Below are 23,912 nucleotides of genomic sequence, written 5' to 3'. Positions count from 1 at the left end.
TACGGCATCACCCGACGCTTGCCAAGGGGCACCGCGGGCGCTTGTCGTCAGCCTGCTTCAGGATTGCCATTTGGTCCCATGCCTCGTATTGCGACCGCAAGGAAGCCTCCGTCTCGGTGGCGAGCAGCTCACGACGCTTTTCGCCCTTCAACCAAAAGTTGAACCAGTCCACATTGCCTTGCAGAGAGATCATGCGCTCGCTCGGCGTGGACAGCCCGTGGGAGCCGCCGGGGATGAGGATCATGTCAGCGGGCTTGTACTGACGACGCAGCAATGCGTAGATGTCCCAGTGGTTGTGCACCGCCCCCCCATAGGTCTCGATTCGCAGCGCAGACCTGATGCAGTCGGTGTTCAGCGACGGGTCCGTCCTCACCCATGAATCGAGGTTCGGGCGCGCGGGGATGCCTCGGTTCACGGTCTCCTTGTGCCCCCAGGTGTAGTCCGTGAAGCTGTAGGTCAGAGCGTACGAGAAGAGCGTGTTCGAGTCCCCATCGGCGATCGTGGCGGCGCGGACAGGCAGATTGGAGAACGTGATCAGGTTCAGCACCTTCTCACCGCTCATGCTCCACCCGATGATCCCGACGCGGTCCGGGTCCACGCGCCCTTCCCTGACCAGCGACTCGACGGCGCCACGCACACCTTCGTTGAACAGTCGGTTCTGATCGGCATCGTCCTTGAACGGCGTCTTCTTGGTGTGCACAGGCGTCGCGAGCACGACGAAACCTTCACGCAGCAGCGCGCGGCCAGGGAAGGCACTCGTGGCCGCACGCTTGGCGCCGTTCGAGCCGGCGATGTAGAAGTTCCCAGGGAAATGGTTGTAGGCCTCGATGACCAGGGGGAGCCGCTTGCCGGGCTCCGCAGCAGTCGGCGTCAAGAGGCCGCCATGCCATTGCCGGCCCTTGGCATCGCGCCAGGCGTACGTCGTCATGCTCCCCCAGGTCCTGGTGTCGAAATGCGGGTTCAGGGTTGTCAGTCGAACGGACTGCCCGGTCGGCCCCTCTGCGAAGGCATCGGGCGGCTCGTTCGCACTCTCCCTGACCCGCAGCGTCCAGACCGACTTCGAGGGCAAGACGTCCGGCGCCACTTCTTGCCAGCCGGAGCCATCTGCGCGCTTGAACTGACGCGGTTTCCCGCTGTCGATGATTTGCACCATGCCCTCGACACCAACCGCGCTGTCGAGGCGACCGTTCAGCTTCGCGAGGATGGCCGTGCGACCGCTGTCTGGCCAGTACTCGACGACGTGCGACGCTGAAGAGCCCTGGCTGCCTTTGGCCATGGGCAAGTGCGTGCCAGCGAGGACCACGGACTGACCAGCGGCCTGCCAGACCTTGTCGCGCCGGGACTGCATCCCGCCCGGCAAGGCGTCATCGGGCGCGTCCAGAATGGTTTGCTCACGAGCATCGTCCAGGCGCCATGCAACCATGCGCCTGGCCGTGTACGCCATCGGGCCATTGAAGTAGCCGAGCGGATCTCGTTTCACCGCTGGACCGAACTCGTCCGCAAGCTGCTTCATGATTGGGTACTGACGCGTCCAAGCCTGCGTCCGGTCCCGCTCGAATTTGGGCAGTATGGCCCATCGACCGTCCGGCGAGATGTTGGTGGCAGGCAGTCCGGCGTTCGCTTGAAGAAAGGGCTCGCCGAGCGGACGCGGCGGCCTCGCAGCCCCGACGTCCTGCACATAGAAGCGGTACTTCCGGTTCTGCTGCCTCGGATCCTGTTGCCCGTACAACGCCGCGCGGAACCATTGATTTCCGACAACGATGCTGCGGGCACCGTCCTTCATTGGGGGGTTGGGAGCCTGCGCCAGGTAAACGACGCGCCTCAAGTTTCGCGACGTCGCGAACGACTCGATCGTCGTGGCGGCGTTGGTCAACTGCACGACCTTTCGGGATGGCAAGTCCAGGCTGAAGATCTGAAAGATGCTGTCCTTCATCTTCGCCCGGAACACCAGGGTTCGCTCATCTGCCCACTGAACCTGCGCCAGGGCTGGATACCCCGATTCGTTGTCATGCCTGGCGTCGAACGTGAACACGATCTCCGGCGCCGCTGGGCGCCGCTCGTCCAGGCGCGCAGGCGACAGGTCGAGCATCAGGATCTCATAGCGGTTGACGTCGGCCTTGACGTTGGCTCGGCGGGTCACGATGAAGCCGCGGCTACCATCCGGCGAGGTCTGCTGTCGCATCCCCTCGGCATCGTGAGCGATGGGCCAGACGATGGTCCTGAACTCGACCACATCGCGAACCGTGGGCCCCACCGCGGTGTTTGCGGTGACGGGGGAAAACGCCGCCATGACGAGAACGGTCAGGACGGCGAGGAAGTACAAACGCATGGTGAAACTACTTCTGGGCAAAAGCGCAGCCCACCTCCCCGCGTTTGGGCAGGGTGGCCGCAGAGGAAGGGGAGAAAGCTAGAAGGCGCTGCCTGGCGGACTACCAGTCCAGGGACAGACGCACACTCGCATAGCGCCCGCGCCAGTCGGTCTGGGTGACGTCGTAGAACGGTGCACCCTGAGCGAACTGGGGTTCACGGTCCGCGAGGTTTGTGATGCTTGCGCCCAGCGAAGCGGTTCTGAATCCGCTCAGCAAGTCAGGCCACAGCTTTTTCACATCAACACGACCGGCCAGGTCGTGCGTCCAGAACTTCCCCAAGCGCCGTTCGCTGGTGCCGATATCCTTGTAGCCGCCCAGGTAGCGGCTCGTCAGACCCAAACTCCAGGTGCCCTGATCCAGGCCTAGTGACAGGCGCCCCTTCCAGCTCGGCGCCCAGAAGTCCCGGAACCTGCGGTCCAGCCGGTCCACCAACGGTGCACCTGGCGCCAGCATCACGCGGTATTCGTTGGTGCGACTCGCACCACCCGAGGCCGTCAGCCGGCCTACCGACGTCTTCCAGACATAGGCGACGTCAAGGTCCGTTCCGGAGGTATCGACGCGGCCAAAGTTGACCTCGGTCGACTTCACACTGGTGACCTGCCCAGGTTGCCCGTTGGCCCCGGGAGCCCGAGTCACCAGCCCGGGGAAGAGCTTCTCGTTGTCCAGCGCAGACTGGGTGGCAAGCACTGCGATCATGTCCCGGATGCGCATCTGCCAATGCGTCATGCTGACACGTGTGCCATGCCCTCCTTCGGGCTCCCACACCGCCCCGATGCCCCGGGCTTGCCCATGCTCAGGTGTCAGGTCCGGGTTTGCCGTGCGCACCACGGTACCCGAGGTGATCGCCTCGCCACCACGAGCCGGGTCTACAAGGCGATAGGTGGCAGCCTGGTAGACAACGTCATTGACGTGAGTCTGCAGGATCGTTGGGGGCTTGAAGGAGTTCGCGGCGGAAGCTCGAATCAGCAGGCTTCGGGCGGGCCTCCACTCCAGGCCACCCTGAAAGGTGTTGGCGGAACCAAAGTCGCTGTAGTGGTCGCGCCGCGCCGCAAGAGTCAGGGCGGCAAGGCTCCAACCATCAGCGCCTTCACCACCGCCGCGCACCAGAGGTGCGCGAAGCTCGCCATACGCTGCCGCGCTGCGTCGCGAGCCGTGGGTTTCCGAGGTGCTGGACACGTCGTAGGAATCACGAGACGCCTCCGCACCGATGACCGAATCCACCGCACCGGCTGGCAGGCGCAGCAGCGTGCCTCTGACCTGACCCGTGAGCTGATCCTTGCGGCCCACACTGCGCCGGCGGTTGTCGGACCAGATGCCGCGCAGCACCTCGTCGCTCGCCATACGGCCTGATGCGAATGGATTGAGCGCGGTGGCCGGGTTGGTCGAGGCAAGCGCCGCGTTCAATGCCGACGAGTTGACGGCCTCGTTCCAGGACTGGGAGCCTCCCCGGTCACTCGTGGTCGATGCCGTCAGCTCGGCGTCCCAGCTGCCGGCCAGGCTGCCCCTGACACCCACAAGCGCACGTGTGAAGTTCGTCTGCCGGGCCAGGCCTTCTGTCCCGTTCTCGGGTCCCAGTGCGGCCGTTACTCTGACATCTGCGCCGAACGGGTTGAAGGGGTTGCCGGCCGGCACCAACACGTTGCCCAGCCGCAGGCCCAGATCTCGCGCGTGCATCCGGTCTCGCGTGTACGTAAGTTCGGTGAACGCCGACCAGCTCCCGCCGAGCTGGTGTTCCGCGAGCGCATGGAGTGCCAGCGTCTCGTAGCCATGGAAGAGCGCCACGCCGCCACCGGTCGTCCACACGTTGCACAGGTTACGCGTACCGGCGCTCGCCTGGAAGTCTGAGATCTTCAAGGGCTGACCCGACACCCCTTGCGGAATCCCCGCGACGTTGGAGTTCAGGCCAGGAAGGTTTCCCGACGGACTGCTGACAGTACCGGGCGCACAGTAGTTCAAGCGTTCATCCGCACCGCCAAAGCGACGGTAGTCGGCATCCAGGAAGAACGCCCGCTGCTGCATGCTCAGAGGCGACGAGCGGCTGTACGAACCCATCAGGAGGTACTCGCCCTCGGCGCTGCGCCCGCCCGTTGCCAGAGACACGCTGCCATCGCTGTACCCCTGGCCCGATCCGAGGCGCGCCGTGACGGACTGGCCGTTGATGGCCTGCTTCAAGATCACGTTGACTACACCGGCCAGCGCATCGCCTCCGTAGACCGCCGACGATCCCAGCGGCACCACTTCGACGCGTTCGATGGCCGCCATCGGGATGAGGTTGAGGTTGAACACGTTGCCGGTGAACGACCCGACACCCTGCACCTTTCGTCCGTTGATGAGGACCAGCGTCGATCCCAACGGGAGACCACGAAGCTGAACAGTACCCTGCCCTAGCGTCGTCCCAAAGCCGCCCTCGCCCGTCGATGCGGAAACCTCGGTGAGCGAGGCAAGAAACCGTTGCAAGTTCGGTTGCCCACTCTTGTCGATGTCATCCCGGGTGTAGACATTCACGGGCGCCGGCCCCTCGGCTTCGAGCCGCTTCAGCCGAGAGCCCGTGACCTCGACTCTGATCAGCTCGTTCAGCACCTTTGCGCCAGGGGGGAGTACATCTTCAACCCGATCGGCAGGAGCCTCCGCTGATGGCTGATCGACACCGCCAGGCCGAACCTTGTGGTTGGACGGTGACGTCTGTGCGGGTGCGCTTCCCGCAGGCGCTGCCGGCACAGGCGCCACCGGCTTCACGACGACGGCGCCATCGTCCATGAGGTCGGCTGTTAGCCCACTTCCCTGCAGCGCAGCTCTGACGGCCTCGATCGCCGACAACCTCCCTGACACGGCTCGCGCGACGCGCCCGGCAGCGGTCTCGGGCGCAAAGAGAACAGGGGTTCTGGTCTGCCGGGCGATGGAGTCGAGTGCCTGAGGCATCCCTTGGGAGGGCTGCTCAATCGCGTGGCGTACAGCCTGGGGCGGCTCAGCCGCCACTGGTGCCCCGCAACAAAGAAGGATGGTGAAGAAAGTGCACAGAGGCAGAGCGCCTCGGTGTGCAAAGAGCCTGCTGCTGAAGGTACGTCTCATCGAATGTCCTTGTTGTTTGACGGCTAACAACAAGATGACGTTTCAGTCGAGGGCCGTGCGGCCAGTGCATCTCCCTAATGAGCCTTTCCAAGCTCCAGTCGTCCTGCCTCAAAGGTGATTCGCAGGCCATGCAAGTGCGCGACAGCACGAGCAAAACCGACGTTGTCGCCGGTGCGGTACCGACCGCTGACTCGCAAGGACGCGCCGGCCAGCCCATCGACCAACACAATCGGCGTTCGGCTGTACCGATTCATTTCCGTCACGGCATCGCGCAGGCTGGTGGCATCGAAGACGGCTTCGCTGCGCTTCCAGGCAATCACTTCGTCGACGTTCGGACGATCCACCTTCGGAGGCTGCGCGCCTACGGAGGACGACAACTGATCCAGTCGCAGCCGATCACCGGCCTTCATGGAAATCGGCCTTGGCGGCGCGACACCGTCGGCGTCGACTCCTGCCGCAGGTCGGACACTCACCTGACCCTCGATCAACGTGACGGTCAACGCGCCGTGCTCGCTGGCGGCCGGAGAGCCATATCGAACCGCAAAGGCGGTACCAATCGCCACCACCTCGCTGCTGGAGACCCGCACGACAAACGGCCTGGCCGAGTCCTTGGCAACCTCGAACAGTGCTTCGCCGCCCTGAACGTCGACTGTGCGCTGCTTGGCACTGAAGGACACTCGCACGCGGGTGTCCGTGTTGAGCAGCATGCGCGAACCATCGTCGAGCATCACCGTGCGCTGCTCGCCGACATCCGTGCTGAAGGTGCCCAGCTGCCACCACTGCAGGCCGACCAACACCGCGATCGTCAGCACGCCGGTTGAGGCCGCCCCGGCAGCCCACCAGCGCACGCCCCCGCGCCCTGCCCCCCAGCGAGTCTGGCTTCGGGCAACCACGCTCTCGTAGACCGTCGAAACCTTGATCTTCCCTACATTGATCCAGGCATCCGTGCACCTCTCGAAAGCCTCGCGATGAACCGGCGACAGGGCCTGCCAGGCACGAAAGTCCCGCTCCATCTGAGGTGACCGATCAGGGCCATGCAGCCGGGTGACCCACACCGCTGCTTCCGCGAGGATCTCTCGCGGCACCTTCGATCTGGCCCCCGGCCCCTGACGTGTGCCGGAATCGGGCCGGGCCATGGCTAGGAATCCTCCATCCAAAGGGCAGTCAACATCACGCCCTTGGCAATGTGCTTTTCAACCGCGCTCTTGGTGATGCCGTACTTTTCCGAAAGCTCCTTGTAGGACAAGCCTTCCACCCGGTTGTCCATGAAGATCGATCTCGTTCGCTCGTTCATGCGCGAGAGGCACTCATTGACCTGAGCAAGCTCTTCCCGCGCCTGCACCACGTCCTCAGCACTGGGGCGACCGTCCATGAGAACCACGTCTTCCAGCAGAACTTGCTCCCCACGGACCGTGGACGCCCGATGCGCATCGATCGACAGGTTCAGTGCTACCTTCATGAGGAAAGCCTCCGGCTTTTCAATGGTCTGCTCTTTTGCAGACTGAGCGTACTTGACGTAGGCGTCGTGCACCAGGTCTTGAGCATCATGCTCAGTACGCCCACGCCGCATCAGTGCGGACATGACGTTGGAGAATACGCTCGGCCAGTCAGTATTCATTGCAATACCCGCTATGCCAGCGCCGGTACGCTTACCGCACCGGCAATCGGTGGATGCCGACGCAAGGTCGTCGAACCAGCTTCGCGCGCAGCCACCGCAACTGCGCGTTCACGATCCAGCCGTTGCTCTGCTCGATCAAGCGTCGTAGCGACGAATTCGAGTGCAGCGGTTGAATCAACAAAAGGTCCATGCCGAAGAATCGCTCGTGTCAGGCGCCCACGCACCTCCGCAGCCGTCCGGTCTGCCGAACGAACAAGACCGCGTAATTGTGCGCTTAGCTTATAGATCGGCTCGAATCCTGCCAGTGCCCTCGCCCAGCGCTCGGCGACTTCTGGGTACCTTTCACCAAGGCAGGATGCTTGAAATTTCTCCAGTCCAGCCCGTCGAGCATCGGCTTCCTTGGCCTCGGCAACGGCGCGAAGCTGCCCAGCCACGGTGGCGCGATGACGTAGCGCCACCAGAGCAAGTACGGCTTCGAGCTCTTGCTCCATAGACGGCACGAATTCGCTATGCCGGTAGATCTGCTTGAACGCGTTGTCTACGCCCTCAAGGTTTCCAACGCCGAGCCGAATGAACTCGGCACCCCGCGATCGCAGGTCACCGAACATCGAAGCGGGTGCTGGGGTGCCCATTTCGCGAGACAGCCATGCGCCCACAACATCCACTTCCCCAGTGGCCAGTCTTCCCAGCCCCCAGAAGATGACGGCTGATTCTCGACGACCGTTTGCGACCGATGAAGTTGGAGTTGAGCAGAACACTGCTCCTACGTAACGACGACAAAGAGGCCGCGTCAACCAGCGATCGATCGAGCTCTGAACATCCGTTCTCATTGAGCACCTCGCACTTTTCGCGTTGAATGTTTTGCGATCTACGCAGAGACCATTCCCGAGGAAGCGCACCACAGGATGTGATCCCAGCCAGCTCGGCCGGCATCAAATATTCCAACCATAGTTGGCAGACAGAATGATAGTCGCACGGCCAAATTTCTCCAACGATAGTTGGAAAAAAAATGGACTTGGCGTACACCTTCGGACGTGTCTTGCGCAGGCTGCGCAAGCAGGCCGGACTGACGCAAGAGCAACTCGGATTTGAGGCCGAGGTGGAACGAAACTACATCAGCATGCTCGAACGAGGTAAACGCCAGCCCACCTTAACAACGCTTGTAATGCTGTCCCGTCCGCTGAAGTGCAAAGCGTCTCACCTTGTCGCACTTGTGGAAGCGGCCATTGAACCGGGCTCCCTGCCCCGCGCTTCCGAGACCGAACATTGAGAGGCGGTGTACGTCGCCAATGAAATTCCAACGATAGTTGGCGGACAGAATTTTTGACGCGAGGCCAAATTTCTCCAACGATAGTTGGAGAATATATTGGACCTTGCGATCATTTTTGGGCGAGCATTGCGCGACCTGCGCAAGAAGGCTCGGCTGACGCAAGAGCAGCTTGGATTCGAGGCAGAGCTCGAGAGGAACTTCATCAGCATGCTTGAGCGAGGTGAACGTCAGCCGACGTTGACGACGTTGGTGAAGCTCGCCCGCCCCCTTCAATGCAGCGCCTCTTACCTGGTTGCGCTAGTTGAGTCCGCCGCCGCAGCCGATTCGACCACCGAATAGACTGGCTGGATCCTTTCCAGATTTCATTGACGATTCGGGGCACGCGCAGCACCACCCGCTCGAGCTTCAGGCGCTGATTGCCGTGATGCTTGCGTACCGACAGGTCGTCAACTGTCATGCCCGCGGGAGAGTGACCCGCTGCGCCTGGTAGCGGCCGCCCCACCGCTCGGCCGGTCGCTGGCGGTGATCGAGCGGCTCCGCGCGCGATGCCTATGCCGGGTACGCCTTGCCATGCGTCTCCCCATGAGCAACGACCGCGCTTTCACTGCGAAGACCCACTCAGCGCTCACGACCAAGCTCGGCGCGCAACATCGCTGAACTGCACACGTTGCTGGATTCGCACGTGAATCAAGCAAGCCAACATGCGCGCAGCCGGCTTAGATTCATTGGACCTGTAGCCGGGAGCCGCCCCATGCATGCGCCTTCGATCGCGTCGGACACCAACCAGTTCGAAGCAAACCCCGCCGACACCTTGAGACTCCCGACGGTCTGTCGGCGTACAGGGCTCGGTCGCACCACGATCTACCGCCTGATGGCCCATGGGCTCTTTCCTAGCTCAGTGCGATTGGCGCCACGGGCCATCGGCTGGCACAGGGCAGACATTGATGCCTGGCTCGCTGCAAGATCGAGGGCATCCCATTGACGTGGCATCCGAAGCGGTCTACTCGCTGGTTGGCTGGAACTTGAGCACTGCCCAGATCAGCATCAAAAGCGCCGCGCATCGGGCCGGTCGCCATGTCGTGAAGCGGTGTCGGTGGTCAACGAGCAGCGCACTCGAAAACCAGTGCCCGGCACAGCGACGGCCGCCCCGGGATGGGCCTAACCGCCGCTGCGGGAAACTGACGGGCCAGCCAGCAAAGGACCTCGGGTCAAGCCACCTCATCAATGGCGGCTGGCAGATGTCACCGACCAGGTCAATTGGCTGCCAAGGCTTCAGCTCTCGAGCGACCAAGACGAACAGAACTCGCTCCTTGGGCCTCAGGCGCCATGCGCGATCTCTTTGAATGCACGCGTTGCCAAGTTAGCTTCCAGACCGAAACAAATCGTAAAAGTGCATTTGTTCGGCCGTTCGGGGAGAGCCGTGGACGGACGAGACGGCCGAAATCTCCTTCGCCGAACACCCTAACGAGTTGCGTCCTCTCGTGAAACTTGGTTGAGCATCGTCGCCTTTGTTCGGCGACCCGAACGCCAAGAGCCATGACCTTGTGCGGCAGACGCTACAGAAGATCCGTAACAGGACGCAAGCGCGCCTGTAGACAGGCCAAAGGCAACGGTCTGCAATGCGTTCGGGTTTGCAGCTTACACGGGACCGCCGTGTGCTCCGGGCAAGCCCATCGGGACTCAACAGCCCGCGGGAGTAAGGGATGAAGTCAAGAAGCCCGAATGGCAATGCCAGCGACGAAATCCAGCCGCACGACACACAGCCATCGGTACCCAACAAGCAGCTTGACCCGTTGGACAAGCCAGCCAGGCCACTTGGGGCCAAGCGCAGCGCACTGCAGATGCAGCGGCTTCGCCATTCCATGGCGGCCTGGCATGCCGGCTTGGCAAGCGGCGAAGAGAGCAGCAAGTCCTGTGTACTTTCTTCCGCTGATGGAACACTGGCATTCGCTGTCATACGAACCGCGAGAGGCCTGCTGATAGAACGAAGACATTGGCCTGCTATGGGGCCAAGGTTCGCACAGACCATGTCGTTCTACGACGCTTCGGACTTCGACCGCTGGTGCGAGTCCGAACCGGTCAGGTTCGACGACCCGAGGCTGTACGCGCTGCTCTGCCGCCTGGGCCATGAAGTGCTCGACAACCAGTGCTGACCTCTTCAGCATTTCCGAGCTGACACGGGAGCCGGGCTACAGCTCGAAGATCCTGGAAGCGCTGCCCAGGTTGGGCGATGCGCAAGATGCCGAAGAGGCTGTCGAGCAGTTCCGCAAAACGCTGCATCTCATGGGCGCAGATGCAGGGGTGTTCCTCAGTGTGATTCGAGATGACGCGACTCGCACTTCGTATCGGTCACTTCTAGCTTGCGACGCCCAGTGGGCCACCGAGTACACCAAAGGCGGCTGGTACGCGCACGATCCCTGGCTGCGCCACGCTCTCCACAACACCGAGCCGGTTCGGGGAACTGAACTGGATGTCCGTCCCGAGGAGGAGGCCTTCGTGAACGTCTCTTCAAGGCTCGGATTCGCTTCATCACTGATAGTTCCGGCTCCGAGTGCCGCAGGCATGTCGCGCGTTGCCGTCATGACCATGGGCTCTCACAACCTCCGCTTCTTCGATGACGCCGGTGTCGTCGCCACGCGAGTCGTCGCTCGCGCGCTTGCCATGGAACTCAACAGGTGGCTTCATCGAACGATCCGTCAAGAGCTTCTGGCGCGGTCTGGCATCACACCCGATGATCTTGTCTTGCTGCGACACGAGGAAGCAGGCCATACCAGCAAGAGAATCGGTACGGTGTTGAACATCGAGCCCACGACCGTGGACTGCAGGTTCCAGCGCGTGAGTGCCAAGCTCGATGCCCCAGACCGGCGCAGTGCCGCCCGCGTGGCCCGGCTCTACGGACTGCTCTGACTCCTCAGTCAACTCATCTGGAATGCGGCGAGCGCACAGGACCGCCTCGCGCTCATCACCGAACTCGCGGTGTGCTGGATAACGGACCGAATCCAGCGCCCTACCACCCGCCCCTGCTTCCTAAATTGACCTCATGGCTCTCGACGAGCCCCGATGCGGCGATGCAAGTCGCTCCTCAGAAGAGGTTGATCATGGTGACGTTGAAGAAATGGAATGCATGTACCGCTGTGTACGTGCTCGAGTCGATCCGTCACTCGAGGCGCAGCTTCGATCCCCGGCCACTCCGTGCCATCGTCCAGGCCGCTGGCGGCAACCAGGACACGTGCTTCGACAACGGCCAGGCGGCAGGGCAGGCTGTTCAGCCTGCGCCGGCAGGCACGGACTGAGCGCGGGCCATGGACATGTCCAGCTTCCTGGCCCTTGCAATGGCCTGCGCCCCCGATGTGCACATCGGCACGACGCGCGCCTTGGTCCAGGTCGAGAGCGGCTTCAACCCATGGGCCATCGGCGTCGTCGGAGGTCACCTGCAGCGCCAGCCTGCCACGCGGGCCGAAGGACTTGCCACGGCCCGGGCGCTGCACGCGCAGGGCTGGGACTTCAGCGTGGGGCTGGGCCAGGTCAACGTGCGCAACTTCACCCGGCTCGGGCTGACGCTGGAGACGGCGTTCGATCCCTGCACCAATCTCACCGCACTCCAGACCATCCTCGCCGACTGCTTCGAGCGAGCCGCAGCAGCGCCATCGGCGCCCCAGGCAGTCCAGGCCGCGCTGCGCCAGGCGCTGTCCTGCTACTACAGCGGCAACTTCACCACCGGCTTCGTGCACGGCTACGTGCGCAAGGTAGTACTCAGCGCCCGACGCACACCACCAGCTTCCACCCCCAAGGAGAAGACATGAACCACAGTGCTCAACGCGGGCGCCTCGCTTTGGCACTCGCCCCGGTGCTCGCCGGCATGCTCTGCCAGGCCGCCATGGCGCAGGGTTTCGACAAGATCAACACGACGACGAACAACGTGGTGTCGATCCTGGTGACGATCGCGGTCGCCGTCGTCACGGCGGCCATCATGTGGGCCGGCTTCAAGATGATCTTCCAGGCAGCCCGCCTCACCGATGTCGCCAACATCCTGTTCGGGGGCACGCTCATCGGTGGCGCAAGTGCCTTCGCGGCCTACATCGTGTCCTGAGCCGGAGCGTCAGATGCAAGCCGAAACCGTCTACAAGGGCGCCACGCGCCCGGCCATGAAGCTGGGCATCCCGCTCGTGCCACTGGTGGTGCTGTTCGGCGCCGGCATGCTGGCTGTCATGTGGTGCGGCGTCCTGGCGAGCTGGTGGCTCTCGCTCGGCGTTGCCATGGCCATTGCGCCCACCCTCATCTGGATGCGCTTCGTGACGGCCAGGGACGACCAGCGCCTGCGCCAGCTGTTCGTCGCGCTGAAGCTGCGGCTGCATGACCGCAACCGCCGGCTCTGGCGCGCGCGCAGCTACTCGCCCACCCTCTATCGTGGAGCCCGCGATGCTTGGCATGCCTGAGAGCCGCAACGGCAGCGCGCGCTGGACGGGCCGCCGCAACGCCATGCCCCGCCTGTGGGCGCGGGCCCGGCTTGAGAACCCAGTGGGAGCCTTCGTGCCGTTCTCGTCCCTGGTCAGCGAGACCGATGTCGTCACGCGGGGCGGGGACTACCTTCGGGTGTGGCGACTCGACGGCGTGCCGTTCGAGTGCGCGGACGAGCAGCTGGTGGCCGAGCGCCACGAGGCCCTGTGCGGCCTGCTGCGCAATCTCGCGGGCGGGCAATGGGCGGTCTGGACGCACCGTCTGCACCGCGCCGTGACCGACCGGCTGCAGGATCCGGTCGCGCCCGGGTTCGCCCAGGATCTGTCGCGCGCCTACCAGGACGGGCTCGGGAAGCTCCCCATGATGAGCAGCGAGCTGTACCTGACGCTGCTCTACCGCCCTCACGCCACCCGCATGAGCCGCGCCCTGGGGGCGAGGCAGCGCACGCGCGCTGCGCTTGCCCAGGCGCAGGCTGATGCGCTGCGCATGATGGAAGAACGCACTGCCCTGGTCGAGCGCGTCATGCGCGGCTTCACGCCCAGGCTCCTCGGGATCCGCGAGGCGCGCGGCCGCCGGTACTCCGAGCTGGCCGAGTTTCTTGGTTTCCTTGTCAATGGCCGGTGGCGCGCCATCCCGATGGCAGCCGGTGCGCTGTACCGCACGCTGCCCACCACCCGGCTGAGCTTCGGCGGCGACAAGCTTGAACTGCGCCACGGAGATGAGCTCCGCTATGCAGCTCTCGCCGACATCAAGGAGTACGCCGATGGCGTGGAGCCCGGCGTGCTCGACGCCCTGCTCTACGAGGGCAGCGAGTTCATCGAGACGCAGAGCTTCTCCATCCTGCCGCGGCGCGAGGCCATGCGCGCGCTGGAGCTCCAGCGCGACCAGCTGATCGCGAGCGACGACGTCGTCGCCACCCAGATCGACGAGATGGACGTGGCGCTGAACGAGCTCGGAGACGGGCAGTTCTGCATGGGCGAGTACCACTACTCGCTGGTTGTCTTCGGCGACAGCGTCGCCGACGCAGGACGCAGGGCCGCCAATGCCATGGGCGCCATCAGCGAATCCTCCAGCCTCCAGATGTCCCCTGTCGACCTGGTCGCCGACGCGGCATGGTTCGCCCAGTTGCCGGGCAACTGGCAATGGCGGCCCAGAGACGCCAAGCTGTCGTCCCGCGCCTTCGCTGCACTGTCCAGCGCCCACAACTTCGCCAGTGGCAAGCGCGACGGCAATCCCTGGGGCGAAGCCCTCGCGCTGATGCGCACACCCTCTGGCCAGCCCTTCTACCTGAACCTGCACAGCAGCCCGGCCGACGAGGACTCGCAGGACAGGAAGCTGCCCGGAAACACGCTCATCATCGGCTCGACCGGCGTCGGCAAGACGACGCTGGAGATGTTCTTGCTCACGCTGACGCGCAAGTGGAACCCGGCGCCGCGCCTTGTGCTGTTCGACCTGGACCGAGGCTGCGAGATCGCCATGCGCGCGCTGGGCGGCCGCTATTTCAGCCTGGAAGCCGGCAAGCCTACCGGCTGCAATCCGCTCCAATGGGAAGCAACGCCCGCTCGAATCCAGTTCTGGGAGCAGCTGATCAGGACCTGCCTGGCGACGCCGGCGCTGCCGCTGCTGCCCGCGGATGAACGCGCCATCGCCCAGGCGGTCCGGGCAGTGGCGCTGATGCCCGCGCCGTTGCGGCGCCTCTCCACCGTCCGCCAGAACCTTCCCAAGGCCGGCGAGAACAGCCTCTACGAGCGGCTCGGCCGCTGGTGCGACGGCGGGCCGCTCGGCTGGGTGTTCGACCAGGCCGACGACCGGCTGCTGGACCTCAAGGCTGCCTCCGCGATCGCCTTCGACACGACCGAGTTCCTGGACCTTCCGGAAGTCCGCACGCCGGTCATGATGTACCTGCTTCAGGTCATGCAGGAGCTGGTCAACGGCGAGCGCCTGATCTACGTGATCTCGGAGTTCTGGAAGGCCCTGGACCACGAGATCTTCAGCGAGTTCGCCAAGCACAAGCAGAAGACCATCCGCAAGCAAAACGGCCTGGGCATCTTCGACACCCAGAGTCCCTCTGACGTGCTGCGCCACCCCATCGGCCGCACCATGGTCGAGCAGAGCGTGACCAAGATCTTCCTGGCCAATCCGGAAGCCGTACGCGAGGAGTACATGGACGGTTTCGGCCTCAGCGAGGCCGAGTTCGACATCGTCCGCAGCCTGGGCGCCCAGGGCGGCCGGCGCTTCCTGGTCAAGCAAGGTCATGCCAGCGCGCTTTGCGAACTCGACCTTGCCGGGCTGGACGACTTCGTCACCGTCCTTTCCGCCACCACCGACAACGTCGCCCTCCTCGACGCCATCCGCGCCGAGCATGGCAACGATCCGTTCCAGTGGCTTCCCTTGCTGCTGCGCGAGGTTCAGCATCGACGACTTCGCAACCTTCGGAGATCCGAATGAACGCCATCACCAGGATTCTTGTGCTGATGCCGGCGGTCTTCCTGGCGGCCCCGGGCCACGCGCAGTTCGTCAAGGGCAACGAGGCCATCACCATCAGGGCCGATGGAAGCCGGGAGGTCGCCACCCCGCCGCTCCCCAACTTCAAGCTCGCCCCCCCGTGCCAGGCAGCCAACCCCGGCTGCGCATCAAGGGGCTGGTTGATGCTTGAGACCCGCGATGGGCTTCGCGAGTGCACTGAGTACTACGCACGGCCCGGCACCTGCCGGGCTTCGACGTATGGGTCAGTGAAGCGCCCTCGACTGTGGGTGATTCGCATCCAAGGCAAGTGGCTGCAATGCCCTCGCCCGGACGCGAGCAGCGGCTGCGTAAGCACCAAGACGCTGCCGCCGGTAAGCCACCCCCATTGAATCGAGGACACCGCAATGTTTTCCTGGGTTGGATCACAGCTCGACGGCGTGTTGACCACGTATGTCATCGGCGTGGTGTCGGCACTGATGGTGGCCATCGCGCCTGTTGCCCTGACCGCCATGACGTTGTGGATCGCGCTCTATGGCTGGGCCATCCTCAGGAACGAGGTGTCGGAGACGCTGCCCGCCTTCATGTGGAGGGTCTTCAAGATCGGCCTGGTGTTTGCCTTCGCGCTTCAGTCCGGGGTCTACATCAGCCACGTGGCGGACACCGCGAACGCCCTCGGCACCGGGGTGGCAACGACGTTCCTGCCGGCCTCCGCCAACCCGGCCGCCATCAGCAGTCCCTACGCCCTGCTCGATGCCTTCAACGATGGCGCCAGCCAACTGGTGCTGGACCTGCTGAAGGAAGCGGGAATCATGCGCCCGGACCTGCTGTTCGCGGCCGTCGTGACTGCATTCGGCAACGTGGTCTTCCTTTGCATTGCCCTGTTCATCGTCGTCCTCGCCAAGGTGTTCATGACATTCACCATTGCCGTGGGGCCGCTGTTCATCCTCTGCCTTGCCTGGCGGCCGACCGCGAGGTTCTTCGACAGCTGGTTGTCCATGCTGCTGAACTCCGTGGTTCTGGCTTGGTTTTCCTTCTTCGCTCTGGGATTGAGTGCATCCATGGGTGATGCCTTGGTACAAGCCATACAAGATGAAGGCGGCTTCCTGGGCCCGACGTTCAACGTCGTGGCCGAGTCCCTGAAGTACTGCGTCGTCATGGTGCTGCTGGCCATCGTCTGCTTCCAGGCACCGGGGCTCGCATCGGCACTGACGGGCGGCGTCGCCGTTCAGCAGGGTGTCCAGATGATCCAGAACGTCCTGATGGTGTCAGGCCTGCGGTCCAGGGGTGCTGGCGGAGCCGGCGGCGCTGGCCGCATCGCATCCCAAGGCGGCACCGTTCGGCCCGGTGCTGGCCTGCCCTTCATGGCGGGCCGGGCGGCCGCCACCGCCGCGATCGCATCCACACGAACGGCCCGCCAGGGCTATGGGGCCGCAAGGACCGCGGCCTACCGGCTCGCCGCGCTGCGCGGCAGGTCATGACCCGCATTCGACAAGGAGCTTCACCATGAATGCCTTGATCCCGAAACTCGTCGCCACCATCGCCCTTGCCGCGTCCACCGCGTCGGCCATCGCGCAGGGCATGCCGGTCATCGACGTGGCGAACCTCCTGCAGACGGTGCAGCAGGTGATCAACGACATCACCAAGATCAACAACCAGGTGCAGCAGATCTCGCAGCTGCAGGCCCAGTTGAGCAGCATCAACGGCGCCCGCAACCTCGGCAACGTCTTCAACAACCCGATGCTGATGGATTACGTGCCTGCCCGGGCCTACACGCAGCTCAATGCGGTGGACGCCTCGGGCTACGGCGGGCTGATCCACACGGCAAAGTCGCTGCGCGACGCTGCGATGGTCTACAACTGCATGGACCTCGCAGGTGCGGCCCGGACCCGTTGCCAGGCAAGACTTGCCCTGCCCTACCAGCAAAAGGGTCTGATCCAGGACGCGATGACGGCGGCGTCCGGGCGCCTGGCGCAGATCCAGTCCTTGATGGGCCAGATCAACGCGACCAGCGACCAGAAGTCGATCCAGGAGATCCAGGCGCGCATCGGCGCCGAGGCGACGCTGCTCAGCCACGAGATGTCTCAACTGCAGATGCTGCAGGGCATGAGTGACAGCGAGGAGCGCATCGAGCGCTCACGGGATCGCGAACGGCAGTACGAGATGCTCAACCGCACGGGCAAGGTCGCGACCTACCTCCGCTGAGCGCGTCCCTCGATCTCCGCTGTAGCCCCGCACGCAGCCCAGCGTCGAACGCCCACAGCCCACCGAAAGTCCACCATGAACGCCGTCCTGACACCAGGAGAAGCCGCTGCATTGCCGACTCGCGCCGATCGCCCGGACTCGCCGGCCGCGCAAGTGCGCGAGATCCAGGCCAACCGGGTCTGGGAGATCGACCGCGCGGAGATGCTGGAACGATCCGAGCGGCGTGCCTGGGGCGTGGCCGGCGCGAGCCTCCTGCTGGCCCTGATCGGCATTGCGGCCGTGTTCGCGCAGGGGCCCTTGCGCCGCGTGGTCGAGATCCCCATCGTCGTTGACCGGGTCACCGGCGAAGCCACGGTGCAGCAGCGGCTGAGTGTCGAGTCCATCCCACCGATGGAAGCCCTGGACAAGCACAACCTCGCGACCTTCGTGCGCGCCCGCGAGGGCTACAGCTGGATGTTCCTGCAGCGGGACTTCGACCAGGTCGCACGCATGGCGGTCCCCGCTGTCTTCGCGGACTACAACCGCCAGTTCGAAGGCGCGGAGGCCCTGCACAAGCGCGTCGGCGCCTCGGAGGAATGGCGGATCAGCATCGTGGGCGTTCGTCTGTCGGCGGCCGGCCGGGCGGGCAACCAGGGGGACGCCACGGTCACCTATGACAAGGTGGTCCGCCTCACCGATCGCAACCTGCCCGAGGTCAAGACACGACACGTCGCGACGATCGTGTACCAGTACCAGCCCAAGGTGCTTGCCAAGGAGAACGACCGCCTGGAGAACCCCTTCGGCTTCGTCGTGACGGCCTACCGCTCCGACCCGGAGATCAACACGGCGCCGCCGGAGGCCAGGCCATGAAACGGGCCCCAGCCATCGCGCGCATCCTGGTGGGCTGCCTTGGTGCCGCAGTCCTTGGCACCACAGGTGCCACAGGCGCAACAAGCGCCGCAGCTCCCTCGGCTCCCGTTGCCCCCGCCTCGCCCGACCCACGGCTGCGCATGGTCAGCTATGACCCGGCAGCCGTCGTCACCGTACCCGTCAAGCGCGGCACGGTGACCCTCATCGTCCTCGGCGCCGACGAAGCGATTGCCCAGGTCGCATCCGGCATCGGTGCCGACTGCACGAAGCCCGAGGCCTCCTGGTGCGTTGCCGCGCAGCCCGGTGGCCGCACGATCTTCGTCAAGCCCAAGACGGCCGCGTCTGGCGCCAACAACCTCGCCGTGGTGACCGACCGCCGCATCCACAGCTTCCGGCTCGCCGTGCTCGAGGACCGGGATCCTCGAGCGCCGCTGTATCGACTGGTTGTCAATGCTCCGGCGCCGTCGTCGTCCGCAGCGATGGCCCCCGCAACGTCATCTTCGGCGTTGCGCGCCGTGCCATGGCCACCGCTGCCGGCCCCCCCGCCGCCAGCACAGGTCGTGGCCGAACGTCTTCAGGCGACGCCTCGGGTCATGAACACCCAGTACTCCCTGGCCGAAGGGGCGAAATCCGAGGACATCGTGCCCACCCTGGTCTTCGACGACGGCCGGTTCACCTACCTGCGCTTCCCCGGCAACCGCGAGGTACCGGCTGTCTTTCATGTGCTGCAAGACGGCAGCGAGACGCTGGTCAATACCCGCATGGAAGCCGACCTGCTGGTGGTGGACCGCGTCAGCCGCCACCTGATGCTGCGGGCGGGCCATGCCGTTGTGGGGCTCTGGAACGACGGCTTCGAACTGGACGGCACGCCACCGGAACAGGGCACCACCGTTGCCGGTGTGCAGCGCATGCTCAAGGCAGCACCTGCCGGATCGCCGGCCCTGCCCGGGGGAGCAAAGCCATGACTGCCGACCCTCAGCCGGCGCCGCAGCCGCGACCTGACGGACACCTATCCGACGGACACGCCGACCGGCCGCCCGGGGACGACGGCCTCTCACCGCTGTCGGGGGAGCCAGGCATACCCGATGTGGCGGCTGCGTCACGCAGCGCCGTGTCGAGCAAGGGTTTGCTGGCGGTCGCCATGCTGGTGCTCAGCCTGGTGGTGGTTTGCGCGCTGGCGATCCATCGGTTCGCGGCCAATACGCGTCACGCCGGCGCCGAGGATCGGCTGAACGGTGACAAGCCAGTCGCCGCGGCGGCAGAGCCGCGCAGGCTGGAAATGCCTGCCCGGCCTCCAGCCTCCCCGGCGCCTTCGGCGGCACCACGAGTGCCCGCACTCGTTCCCGACCTCAGGCCTGCCGGCGACGAGGAGGCCGAGCCCATCGGCGTCCGGCGCAGCAACGGCTCCGGCAGCACAGGCTCAGGCCAGGCAGCCATCCCACCGGAGGATGCTCCGGTCCTGCTGGTCTCGACTTCCCCGATGCCGCTGGGGAGCGCGGCGCCCTCGATGCATGCGCCGTCCAGTCAGCCATCCGCGTCCGGCGAGGCCCCCTCGCCTCACGGCGATGCCACCGCTGCCAGCGATGTCCAAGGCCCGCTGGCGGCGACGTCCAGGAACCTGCAGGCCTACCAACGCCAGCTGCAGGGCCTGCTCGACAACCTGGCCAGGCCGACCGGCATGGCCGCGCGAGAGGGCGACAACGCGGGCACGTCACCGCCCGGGCTGTCGATGGGCCTGCCGTCTCCTGCTCCGAGTGGCCAGTCCCCGGCCGGCCAAGCACCGGCCCTGTTCGGCGGCCAGTTGCTGGGCTCGGCGACGCCACGGGTCTCCGCCTCCCTGCTGGGCAATCGCAGCCTGACCCTGCCCAAGGGAGCCGCCTTCACCTGCGCGCTCAAGACGCGCGTGATCAGCGCGGCCTCCGGTCTGGTCGGCTGCCAGGTCCAGCGCAATGTCTACGGCGACGATGGCCGCGTGCTGCTGATCGAGCGGGGCTCGCACCTCGACGGCGAGTACCGCATCGCCACCGTCCGGCCCGGCATGGTCCGGATCCCCGTGCTGTGGACGCGCCTGCGCACGCCGCCCGGCGTCACCGTGGACATCGCGTCCCCCGCCACGGGGCCGCTCGGCGAGTCCGGCATCGATGGCCACGTGGACAACCGCTGGACCGAGCGCCTGGGCGCCGCGATGCTGCTGTCGCTCATCGACGATTCGGTGAAGGTGGTCATCCAGAACCAGGCCAACGAACGCCAGGGCGACACCATCGTCCTGCCGTCCACGACGGCCAACACCAGCAGGCTGGCGGAGAAGGTGCTCGACAGCACCATCAACATCCCGCCGCTGGTCTACCGCAACCACGGCGGCATCGTCGGCATCTACGTCGCCCGGGACATCGACTTCTCCTCCGTCTACGAGCTGGCGCCCTCCGCCACGGCGCCCGCCGTGCCCCCCGCCCGGGCCCTCTCGCCATGAACGCGCCCCAGGCCGCCATGCCCGCCGGCGAGCAGACGTGGTGCGGCGATGCCACCTCCGTGATCGAGTTCCTGCGGCCGCTGCGCCAGCACCTGGATGCCGAAGGCGTGCAGGAGGTCTGCGTCAACCGGCCGGGCGAGCTCTTCATCGAGGGTACCGACGGCTGGCGGCGCATCGCGGAGCCGGACATGACCCAGGAGCGCTGCCTGTCGCTGGCGACCGCCGTCGCGACGTATGGCGACCAGCAGATCAACCAGGAGCGGCCGCTGCTGTCGGCGACGCTGCCCAGCGGAGAGCGCATCCAGTTCGCGATCCCACCGGCGGTCTCGCGCGGCACAGTGTCCATCACGCTGCGCAAGCCCGCCACCGCGCTCAAGACGCTGGAGGACTTCGAGCGCGACGGCCTGTTCGAGCGGGTCGTGTGCTGCGCGCCTGCACGCGCGCAGATCCAGCCTTTCGAGGCGGAACTGCTGCGGCTCAAGCAGGCCCGCCGCTTCAAGGACTTCCTGCGCCTGGCCGTGCGCGAGCGCCAGACCATGGCCATCAGCGGCAGGACCGGGTCGGGCAAGACGACTTTCATGAAGGCGCTGGTCGAAGAGGTCCCCCAGCACGAGCGCCTCATCACCATCCAGGACGCGGCCGAGCTGACGCTGCCCAACCACCCCAACGCCGTTCACCTCTTCTACAGCAAGGGCGCCCAGGGCACCGCACGGGTCACCCCCAAGTCGCTGCTTGAAGCCTGCCTGCGGATGAAGCCAGACCGGCTCTTCCTCGCCGAGGTCCGCGGCGACGAATGCTTCCACTTCGTCCGCCTGGCGGCTTCGGGCCATCCCGGCAGCATCACCAGCGTCCATGCCGGCAGCTGCGCGCTGGCGTTCGAGCAGATGGCCCTGATGATCCGCGAGACCGGGGCCGGCGGGGGCCTGTCGATGAGCGAGATCCGCCGGCTGCTCGGCATCGTCGTGGACGTCGTCGTGCAGTTCGACCGCGACGAGCGGGGACGGTTCATCTCGGAGGTCCACTACGTGCCCCGGGCCCGGCGCCTGGCCGGCGCCGACGCCGGCACCGTGGCGGAGCCGTCATGAGCAATGCAGCCGCCCTTGCGGGTCCGGCATGGTCCACCGGCCGAAAGGCCGCCGCCTGGGTCTTCGGGCTGGCCGGTTTCATCACCCTCGGGTACGCCGGCTACTGCCTGGCAGGCGCCCTGTTCCTGGTGCTCAACAAGGCCAATCCGACCCAGGCACGGCCCGGCAGCATCGTCCGGTACTGGCAGCTCTATGCCGACGACCCGGCGCAGCGCAAGAAGCTGGTCGCGGCGATCGCGGTCCCGTGCGTCCTGCAGGTCGCCCTGCCCGCCGCATTGGTGGCGGCGGCGCGCCCGCGCCGCCGGCTGCACGGTGACGCCCGGTTTGCCACGGCGGCCGAGATCGCCGCCTCCGGCCTGGGCGGTGGCGCAAGCAGCAACGGGGGCGGCGGCAACAGCGCCGGCCATGGCGGGCCGGGCATCCTGGTGGGACGACACAACGGCCGCTACCTGTCCCTGGGCGGGCAGTTGTCCGTGATGCTGTCCGCGCCGACCCGCAGTGGCAAGGGGGTGTCGGTCGTGATCCCCAACCTGCTGAACTGGCCGGACTCGGCCGTCGTCCTGGACATCAAGGGCGAGAACCACGAGATCACGGCCGGCTACCGGTCGGCCCACGGCCAGGCCGTCTATGCCTTCTCGCCGTTCGACGGCGACGCCCGCAGCCATCGCTGGAATCCCCTGTCGGCCGTTCGCACGAGCCCCCTGCACCGCGCCGGCGACCTGCTCGGCATCGGCCAGGTGCTCTACCCCAACGACGGCAGCGGCACGTCGTCGGAAGGTTTCTTCAACGACCAGGCGCGCAACCTGTTTCTCGGCCTGGGGCTGCTGCTGCTCGAGTCGCCCGGGCTGCCGCGCACCATCGGCGAGATGCTCAGGCAGGCGTCTGGCAGGGGGAAGCCGCTTCGCGAGCACCTGGCGAAGACCGTCGCTGCACGCGCCGCTGCGGGCAACCCGCTCTCGAGTGAGTGCCGGGACGCGCTTCAGCGACTGCTGTCCAACTCGGACAACACGATGTCGAGCATCGTGGCGACGTTCAGCGCGCCGCTGACCCTTTTTGCCGATGCCGTCGTCGATGCCGCCACCAGCGCCAACGACTTCGAACTGGGCGACGTGCGCCGCCGGCGGATGACGGTCTACGTGCGCATCCCGCCCAACCGCCTGGCGGCCGCCCGACCGCTGCTCGACCTGTTCTTCTCCCAGCTGGTGGACCTCAACACCCAGTGCCTGCCCACGCAGGACCCGAGCCTGAAGTACCAGTGCCTGCTCGTGCACGACGAGTTCGCGGCCATGGGCCGGGTGCCGGCGATCATCCATGCGGCACCGTATCTGGCAGGCTACTGGCTGCGCCTGCTGACCGTCATCCAGGCGATGTCGCAGCTCGATGCGATCTACGGCGACAAGCACGCGAGGACCTTCGCCACCAACCATGGCTTGCAGCTGCTGTTCGCGCCGCGCGAGCAGCGCGATGCCGAGGACTACAGCGCGATGCTGGGCTTCTACACCGAACGCGCCACGTCGCGCGGCAGAAGCCGCTCCTTCAGCGGCCATGGCCACACCTCGGTCAGCCAGAACGACAGCGAGCAGCGCCGCGCACTGCTCATGCCCCAGGAGTTCAAGGAGCTCGGCCGGCACCAGCTGGTCATCGTGCTGGAGAACTGCAAGCCCATCCTCGCCGAGAAGATCTGCTACTTCCGCGACCTGGACTTCAAAGCCCGCCTGCTGCCGGCGCCCACCGTACCGCCGTTGGACATGGCGCTCCACCTGGCCCGTGTGCAGCAGCGCTGGCGCTACCTGGACGATGAGCTGCCGCCAGGCCGGGACGTGGCCGTCGACACGCTCGCCCACGACCTGAGCCAGCTCCCCGCCAGCCTGGATGACGACCCGGAGCGGATCGCCGAAACGCTGTTGACCCTCTTCGCCGAAGCCCCGCAACCCTCGCCGTGCGGCGGAACGCTGGAGCCCATGGCCGACGAGGACGGCGTCCTCGTCGATGAACCGCCGCGGCGAGTGCCCGCGCAAGACAGCCGTGAACCGATTCACCCATGAAGGGAGCAGCA

General features: G+C 65.6%; 22 protein-coding genes. 17 read left to right on the top strand and 5 right to left on the bottom strand.

The window, feature by feature from the left end; genetic code table 11:
• Window positions 1-7: 7 nt before the first annotated feature.
• From QM732_RS07750 to QM732_RS07730, 5 genes are all read right to left on the bottom strand, one after another.
• Window positions 8-2,329: a hypothetical protein gene (locus tag QM732_RS07750; protein WP_415655594.1), complete on the bottom strand. Its 2,322-nt coding sequence runs from the start codon at window positions 2,327-2,329 to the stop codon at window positions 8-10.
• Window positions 2,330-2,429: 100 nt separating this feature from the next.
• Entirely contained in the window at window positions 2,430-4,949 is a 2,520-nt protein-coding gene (locus QM732_RS07745; protein ID WP_415655593.1) for a TonB-dependent receptor plug domain-containing protein, read from the bottom strand.
• A 563-nt stretch (window positions 4,950-5,512) separates the two neighbouring features.
• Window positions 5,513-6,574, bottom strand: a complete 1,062-nt coding sequence (locus QM732_RS07740; protein ID WP_415655592.1) for a FecR family protein — start codon at window positions 6,572-6,574, stop codon at window positions 5,513-5,515.
• A 2-nt stretch (window positions 6,575-6,576) separates the two neighbouring features.
• Complete coding sequence (locus QM732_RS07735; RefSeq protein ID WP_415655591.1) at window positions 6,577-7,056, bottom strand: RNA polymerase sigma factor; 480 nt, start codon at window positions 7,054-7,056, stop codon at window positions 6,577-6,579.
• An 11-nt stretch (window positions 7,057-7,067) separates the two neighbouring features.
• Window positions 7,068-7,886 carry a transposase gene (locus QM732_RS07730; RefSeq protein ID WP_415655590.1) on the bottom strand — a complete coding sequence of 273 codons (819 nt, stop codon included), beginning with the start codon at window positions 7,884-7,886 and terminating at the stop codon, window positions 7,068-7,070.
• Window positions 7,887-8,071: 185 nt separating this feature from the next.
• Between QM732_RS07730 and QM732_RS07725 the strand changes: the two genes are divergently transcribed.
• The 17 genes from QM732_RS07725 (at window position 8,072) to QM732_RS07645 (ending at window position 23,901) form a co-directional block, all read left to right on the top strand.
• Window positions 8,072-8,326: a helix-turn-helix domain-containing protein gene (locus QM732_RS07725; RefSeq protein ID WP_415655589.1), complete on the top strand. Its 255-nt coding sequence runs from the start codon at window positions 8,072-8,074 to the stop codon at window positions 8,324-8,326.
• A 96-nt stretch (window positions 8,327-8,422) separates the two neighbouring features.
• Window positions 8,423-8,665, top strand: a complete 243-nt coding sequence (locus QM732_RS07720) for a helix-turn-helix domain-containing protein (protein ID WP_415655588.1) — start codon at window positions 8,423-8,425, stop codon at window positions 8,663-8,665.
• A gap of 412 nt (window positions 8,666-9,077) precedes the next feature.
• Window positions 9,078-9,308, top strand: a complete 231-nt coding sequence (locus QM732_RS07715; protein WP_415655587.1) for a helix-turn-helix transcriptional regulator — start codon at window positions 9,078-9,080, stop codon at window positions 9,306-9,308.
• A gap of 1,045 nt (window positions 9,309-10,353) precedes the next feature.
• Window positions 10,354-10,479 carry a hypothetical protein gene (locus QM732_RS07710; protein WP_415655586.1) on the top strand — a complete coding sequence of 42 codons (126 nt, stop codon included), beginning with the start codon at window positions 10,354-10,356 and terminating at the stop codon, window positions 10,477-10,479.
• Window positions 10,454-11,233, top strand: a complete 780-nt coding sequence (locus QM732_RS07705) for an autoinducer binding domain-containing protein (RefSeq protein WP_415655585.1) — start codon at window positions 10,454-10,456, stop codon at window positions 11,231-11,233. The genes QM732_RS07710 and QM732_RS07705 overlap by 26 nt, the downstream gene beginning before the upstream one ends.
• A 395-nt stretch (window positions 11,234-11,628) precedes the next feature.
• Window positions 11,629-12,129, top strand: coding sequence for a lytic transglycosylase domain-containing protein (locus tag QM732_RS07700; protein WP_415655584.1), 501 nt, complete (start codon window positions 11,629-11,631; stop codon window positions 12,127-12,129).
• On the top strand, window positions 12,126-12,416 hold the full coding sequence (locus QM732_RS07695) for a TrbC/VirB2 family protein (protein WP_415655583.1): 291 nt from the start codon (window positions 12,126-12,128) through the stop codon (window positions 12,414-12,416). Before QM732_RS07700 ends, QM732_RS07695 begins: the two co-directional genes overlap by 4 nt.
• 13 nt (window positions 12,417-12,429) lie before the next feature.
• Window positions 12,430-12,762, top strand: a complete 333-nt coding sequence (locus QM732_RS07690) for a type IV secretion system protein VirB3 (protein ID WP_415655582.1) — start codon at window positions 12,430-12,432, stop codon at window positions 12,760-12,762.
• Window positions 12,746-15,232, top strand: coding sequence for a VirB4 family type IV secretion/conjugal transfer ATPase (locus tag QM732_RS07685; RefSeq protein ID WP_415655581.1), 2,487 nt, complete (start codon window positions 12,746-12,748; stop codon window positions 15,230-15,232). The genes QM732_RS07690 and QM732_RS07685 overlap by 17 nt, the downstream gene beginning before the upstream one ends.
• On the top strand, window positions 15,229-15,639 hold the full coding sequence (locus tag QM732_RS07680) for a hypothetical protein (RefSeq protein ID WP_415655580.1): 411 nt from the start codon (window positions 15,229-15,231) through the stop codon (window positions 15,637-15,639). Before QM732_RS07685 ends, QM732_RS07680 begins: the two co-directional genes overlap by 4 nt.
• Before the next feature lie 15 nt (window positions 15,640-15,654).
• Window positions 15,655-16,728, top strand: coding sequence for a type IV secretion system protein (locus QM732_RS07675; RefSeq protein WP_415655579.1), 1,074 nt, complete (start codon window positions 15,655-15,657; stop codon window positions 16,726-16,728).
• A gap of 25 nt (window positions 16,729-16,753) precedes the next feature.
• On the top strand, window positions 16,754-17,452 hold the full coding sequence (locus QM732_RS07670; RefSeq protein ID WP_415655578.1) for a type IV secretion system protein: 699 nt from the start codon (window positions 16,754-16,756) through the stop codon (window positions 17,450-17,452).
• 75 nt (window positions 17,453-17,527) lie between these two features.
• Entirely contained in the window at window positions 17,528-18,301 is a 774-nt protein-coding gene (locus QM732_RS07665) for a virB8 family protein (RefSeq protein WP_415655577.1), read from the top strand.
• Complete coding sequence (locus tag QM732_RS07660; protein WP_415655576.1) at window positions 18,298-19,266, top strand: TrbG/VirB9 family P-type conjugative transfer protein; 969 nt, start codon at window positions 18,298-18,300, stop codon at window positions 19,264-19,266. Before QM732_RS07665 ends, QM732_RS07660 begins: the two co-directional genes overlap by 4 nt.
• Complete coding sequence (gene virB10, locus QM732_RS07655; RefSeq protein WP_415655575.1) at window positions 19,263-20,771, top strand: type IV secretion system protein VirB10; 1,509 nt, start codon at window positions 19,263-19,265, stop codon at window positions 20,769-20,771. The genes QM732_RS07660 and virB10 overlap by 4 nt, the downstream gene beginning before the upstream one ends.
• Entirely contained in the window at window positions 20,768-21,856 is a 1,089-nt protein-coding gene (gene virB11, locus QM732_RS07650) for a P-type DNA transfer ATPase VirB11 (RefSeq protein ID WP_415655574.1), read from the top strand. The genes virB10 and virB11 overlap by 4 nt, the downstream gene beginning before the upstream one ends.
• Window positions 21,853-23,901, top strand: coding sequence for a type IV secretory system conjugative DNA transfer family protein (locus QM732_RS07645; RefSeq protein WP_415655573.1), 2,049 nt, complete (start codon window positions 21,853-21,855; stop codon window positions 23,899-23,901). Before virB11 ends, QM732_RS07645 begins: the two co-directional genes overlap by 4 nt.
• Window positions 23,902-23,912 lie beyond the last annotated feature (11 nt).

The sequence above is a fragment of the Roseateles sp. genome (genome assembly GCF_047654805.1).
Taxonomy (GTDB): Bacteria; Pseudomonadota; Gammaproteobacteria; order Burkholderiales; family Burkholderiaceae_C; genus Pelomonas.
The sequence above is the reverse complement of the archived record's forward strand: the minus strand, read 5'-3'. Positions and strand labels throughout refer to the sequence as shown.

What these genes read in the sequence shown, in the direction of transcription:
- QM732_RS07730 (WP_415655590.1), bottom strand. Translation starts at nt 7,886, where the DNA reads ATGAGAACGGATGTTCAGAGCTCGATCGATCGCTGGTTGACGCGGCCT.
- QM732_RS07695 (WP_415655583.1), top strand. Translation starts at nt 12,126, where the DNA reads ATGAACCACAGTGCTCAACGCGGGCGCCTCGCTTTGGCACTCGCCCCG.
- QM732_RS07715 (WP_415655587.1), top strand. Translation starts at nt 9,078, where the DNA reads ATGCATGCGCCTTCGATCGCGTCGGACACCAACCAGTTCGAAGCAAAC.
- QM732_RS07670 (WP_415655578.1), top strand. Translation starts at nt 16,754, where the DNA reads ATGAATGCCTTGATCCCGAAACTCGTCGCCACCATCGCCCTTGCCGCG.
- QM732_RS07750 (WP_415655594.1), bottom strand. Translation starts at nt 2,329, where the DNA reads ATGCGTTTGTACTTCCTCGCCGTCCTGACCGTTCTCGTCATGGCGGCG.
- QM732_RS07685 (WP_415655581.1), top strand. Translation starts at nt 12,746, where the DNA reads ATGCTTGGCATGCCTGAGAGCCGCAACGGCAGCGCGCGCTGGACGGGC.
- QM732_RS07665 (WP_415655577.1), top strand. Translation starts at nt 17,528, where the DNA reads ATGAACGCCGTCCTGACACCAGGAGAAGCCGCTGCATTGCCGACTCGC.
- QM732_RS07710 (WP_415655586.1), top strand. Translation starts at nt 10,354, where the DNA reads ATGTCGTTCTACGACGCTTCGGACTTCGACCGCTGGTGCGAGTCCGAA.
- QM732_RS07690 (WP_415655582.1), top strand. Translation starts at nt 12,430, where the DNA reads ATGCAAGCCGAAACCGTCTACAAGGGCGCCACGCGCCCGGCCATGAAG.
- QM732_RS07660 (WP_415655576.1), top strand. Translation starts at nt 18,298, where the DNA reads ATGAAACGGGCCCCAGCCATCGCGCGCATCCTGGTGGGCTGCCTTGGT.
- QM732_RS07700 (WP_415655584.1), top strand. Translation starts at nt 11,629, where the DNA reads ATGGACATGTCCAGCTTCCTGGCCCTTGCAATGGCCTGCGCCCCCGAT.
- QM732_RS07680 (WP_415655580.1), top strand. Translation starts at nt 15,229, where the DNA reads ATGAACGCCATCACCAGGATTCTTGTGCTGATGCCGGCGGTCTTCCTG.
- QM732_RS07645 (WP_415655573.1), top strand. Translation starts at nt 21,853, where the DNA reads ATGAGCAATGCAGCCGCCCTTGCGGGTCCGGCATGGTCCACCGGCCGA.
- QM732_RS07675 (WP_415655579.1), top strand. Translation starts at nt 15,655, where the DNA reads ATGTTTTCCTGGGTTGGATCACAGCTCGACGGCGTGTTGACCACGTAT.
- virB10 (WP_415655575.1), top strand. Translation starts at nt 19,263, where the DNA reads ATGACTGCCGACCCTCAGCCGGCGCCGCAGCCGCGACCTGACGGACAC.
- QM732_RS07735 (WP_415655591.1), bottom strand. Translation starts at nt 7,056, where the DNA reads ATGAATACTGACTGGCCGAGCGTATTCTCCAACGTCATGTCCGCACTG.
- QM732_RS07740 (WP_415655592.1), bottom strand. Translation starts at nt 6,574, where the DNA reads ATGGCCCGGCCCGATTCCGGCACACGTCAGGGGCCGGGGGCCAGATCG.
- QM732_RS07705 (WP_415655585.1), top strand. Translation starts at nt 10,454, where the DNA reads ATGAAGTGCTCGACAACCAGTGCTGACCTCTTCAGCATTTCCGAGCTG.
- virB11 (WP_415655574.1), top strand. Translation starts at nt 20,768, where the DNA reads ATGAACGCGCCCCAGGCCGCCATGCCCGCCGGCGAGCAGACGTGGTGC.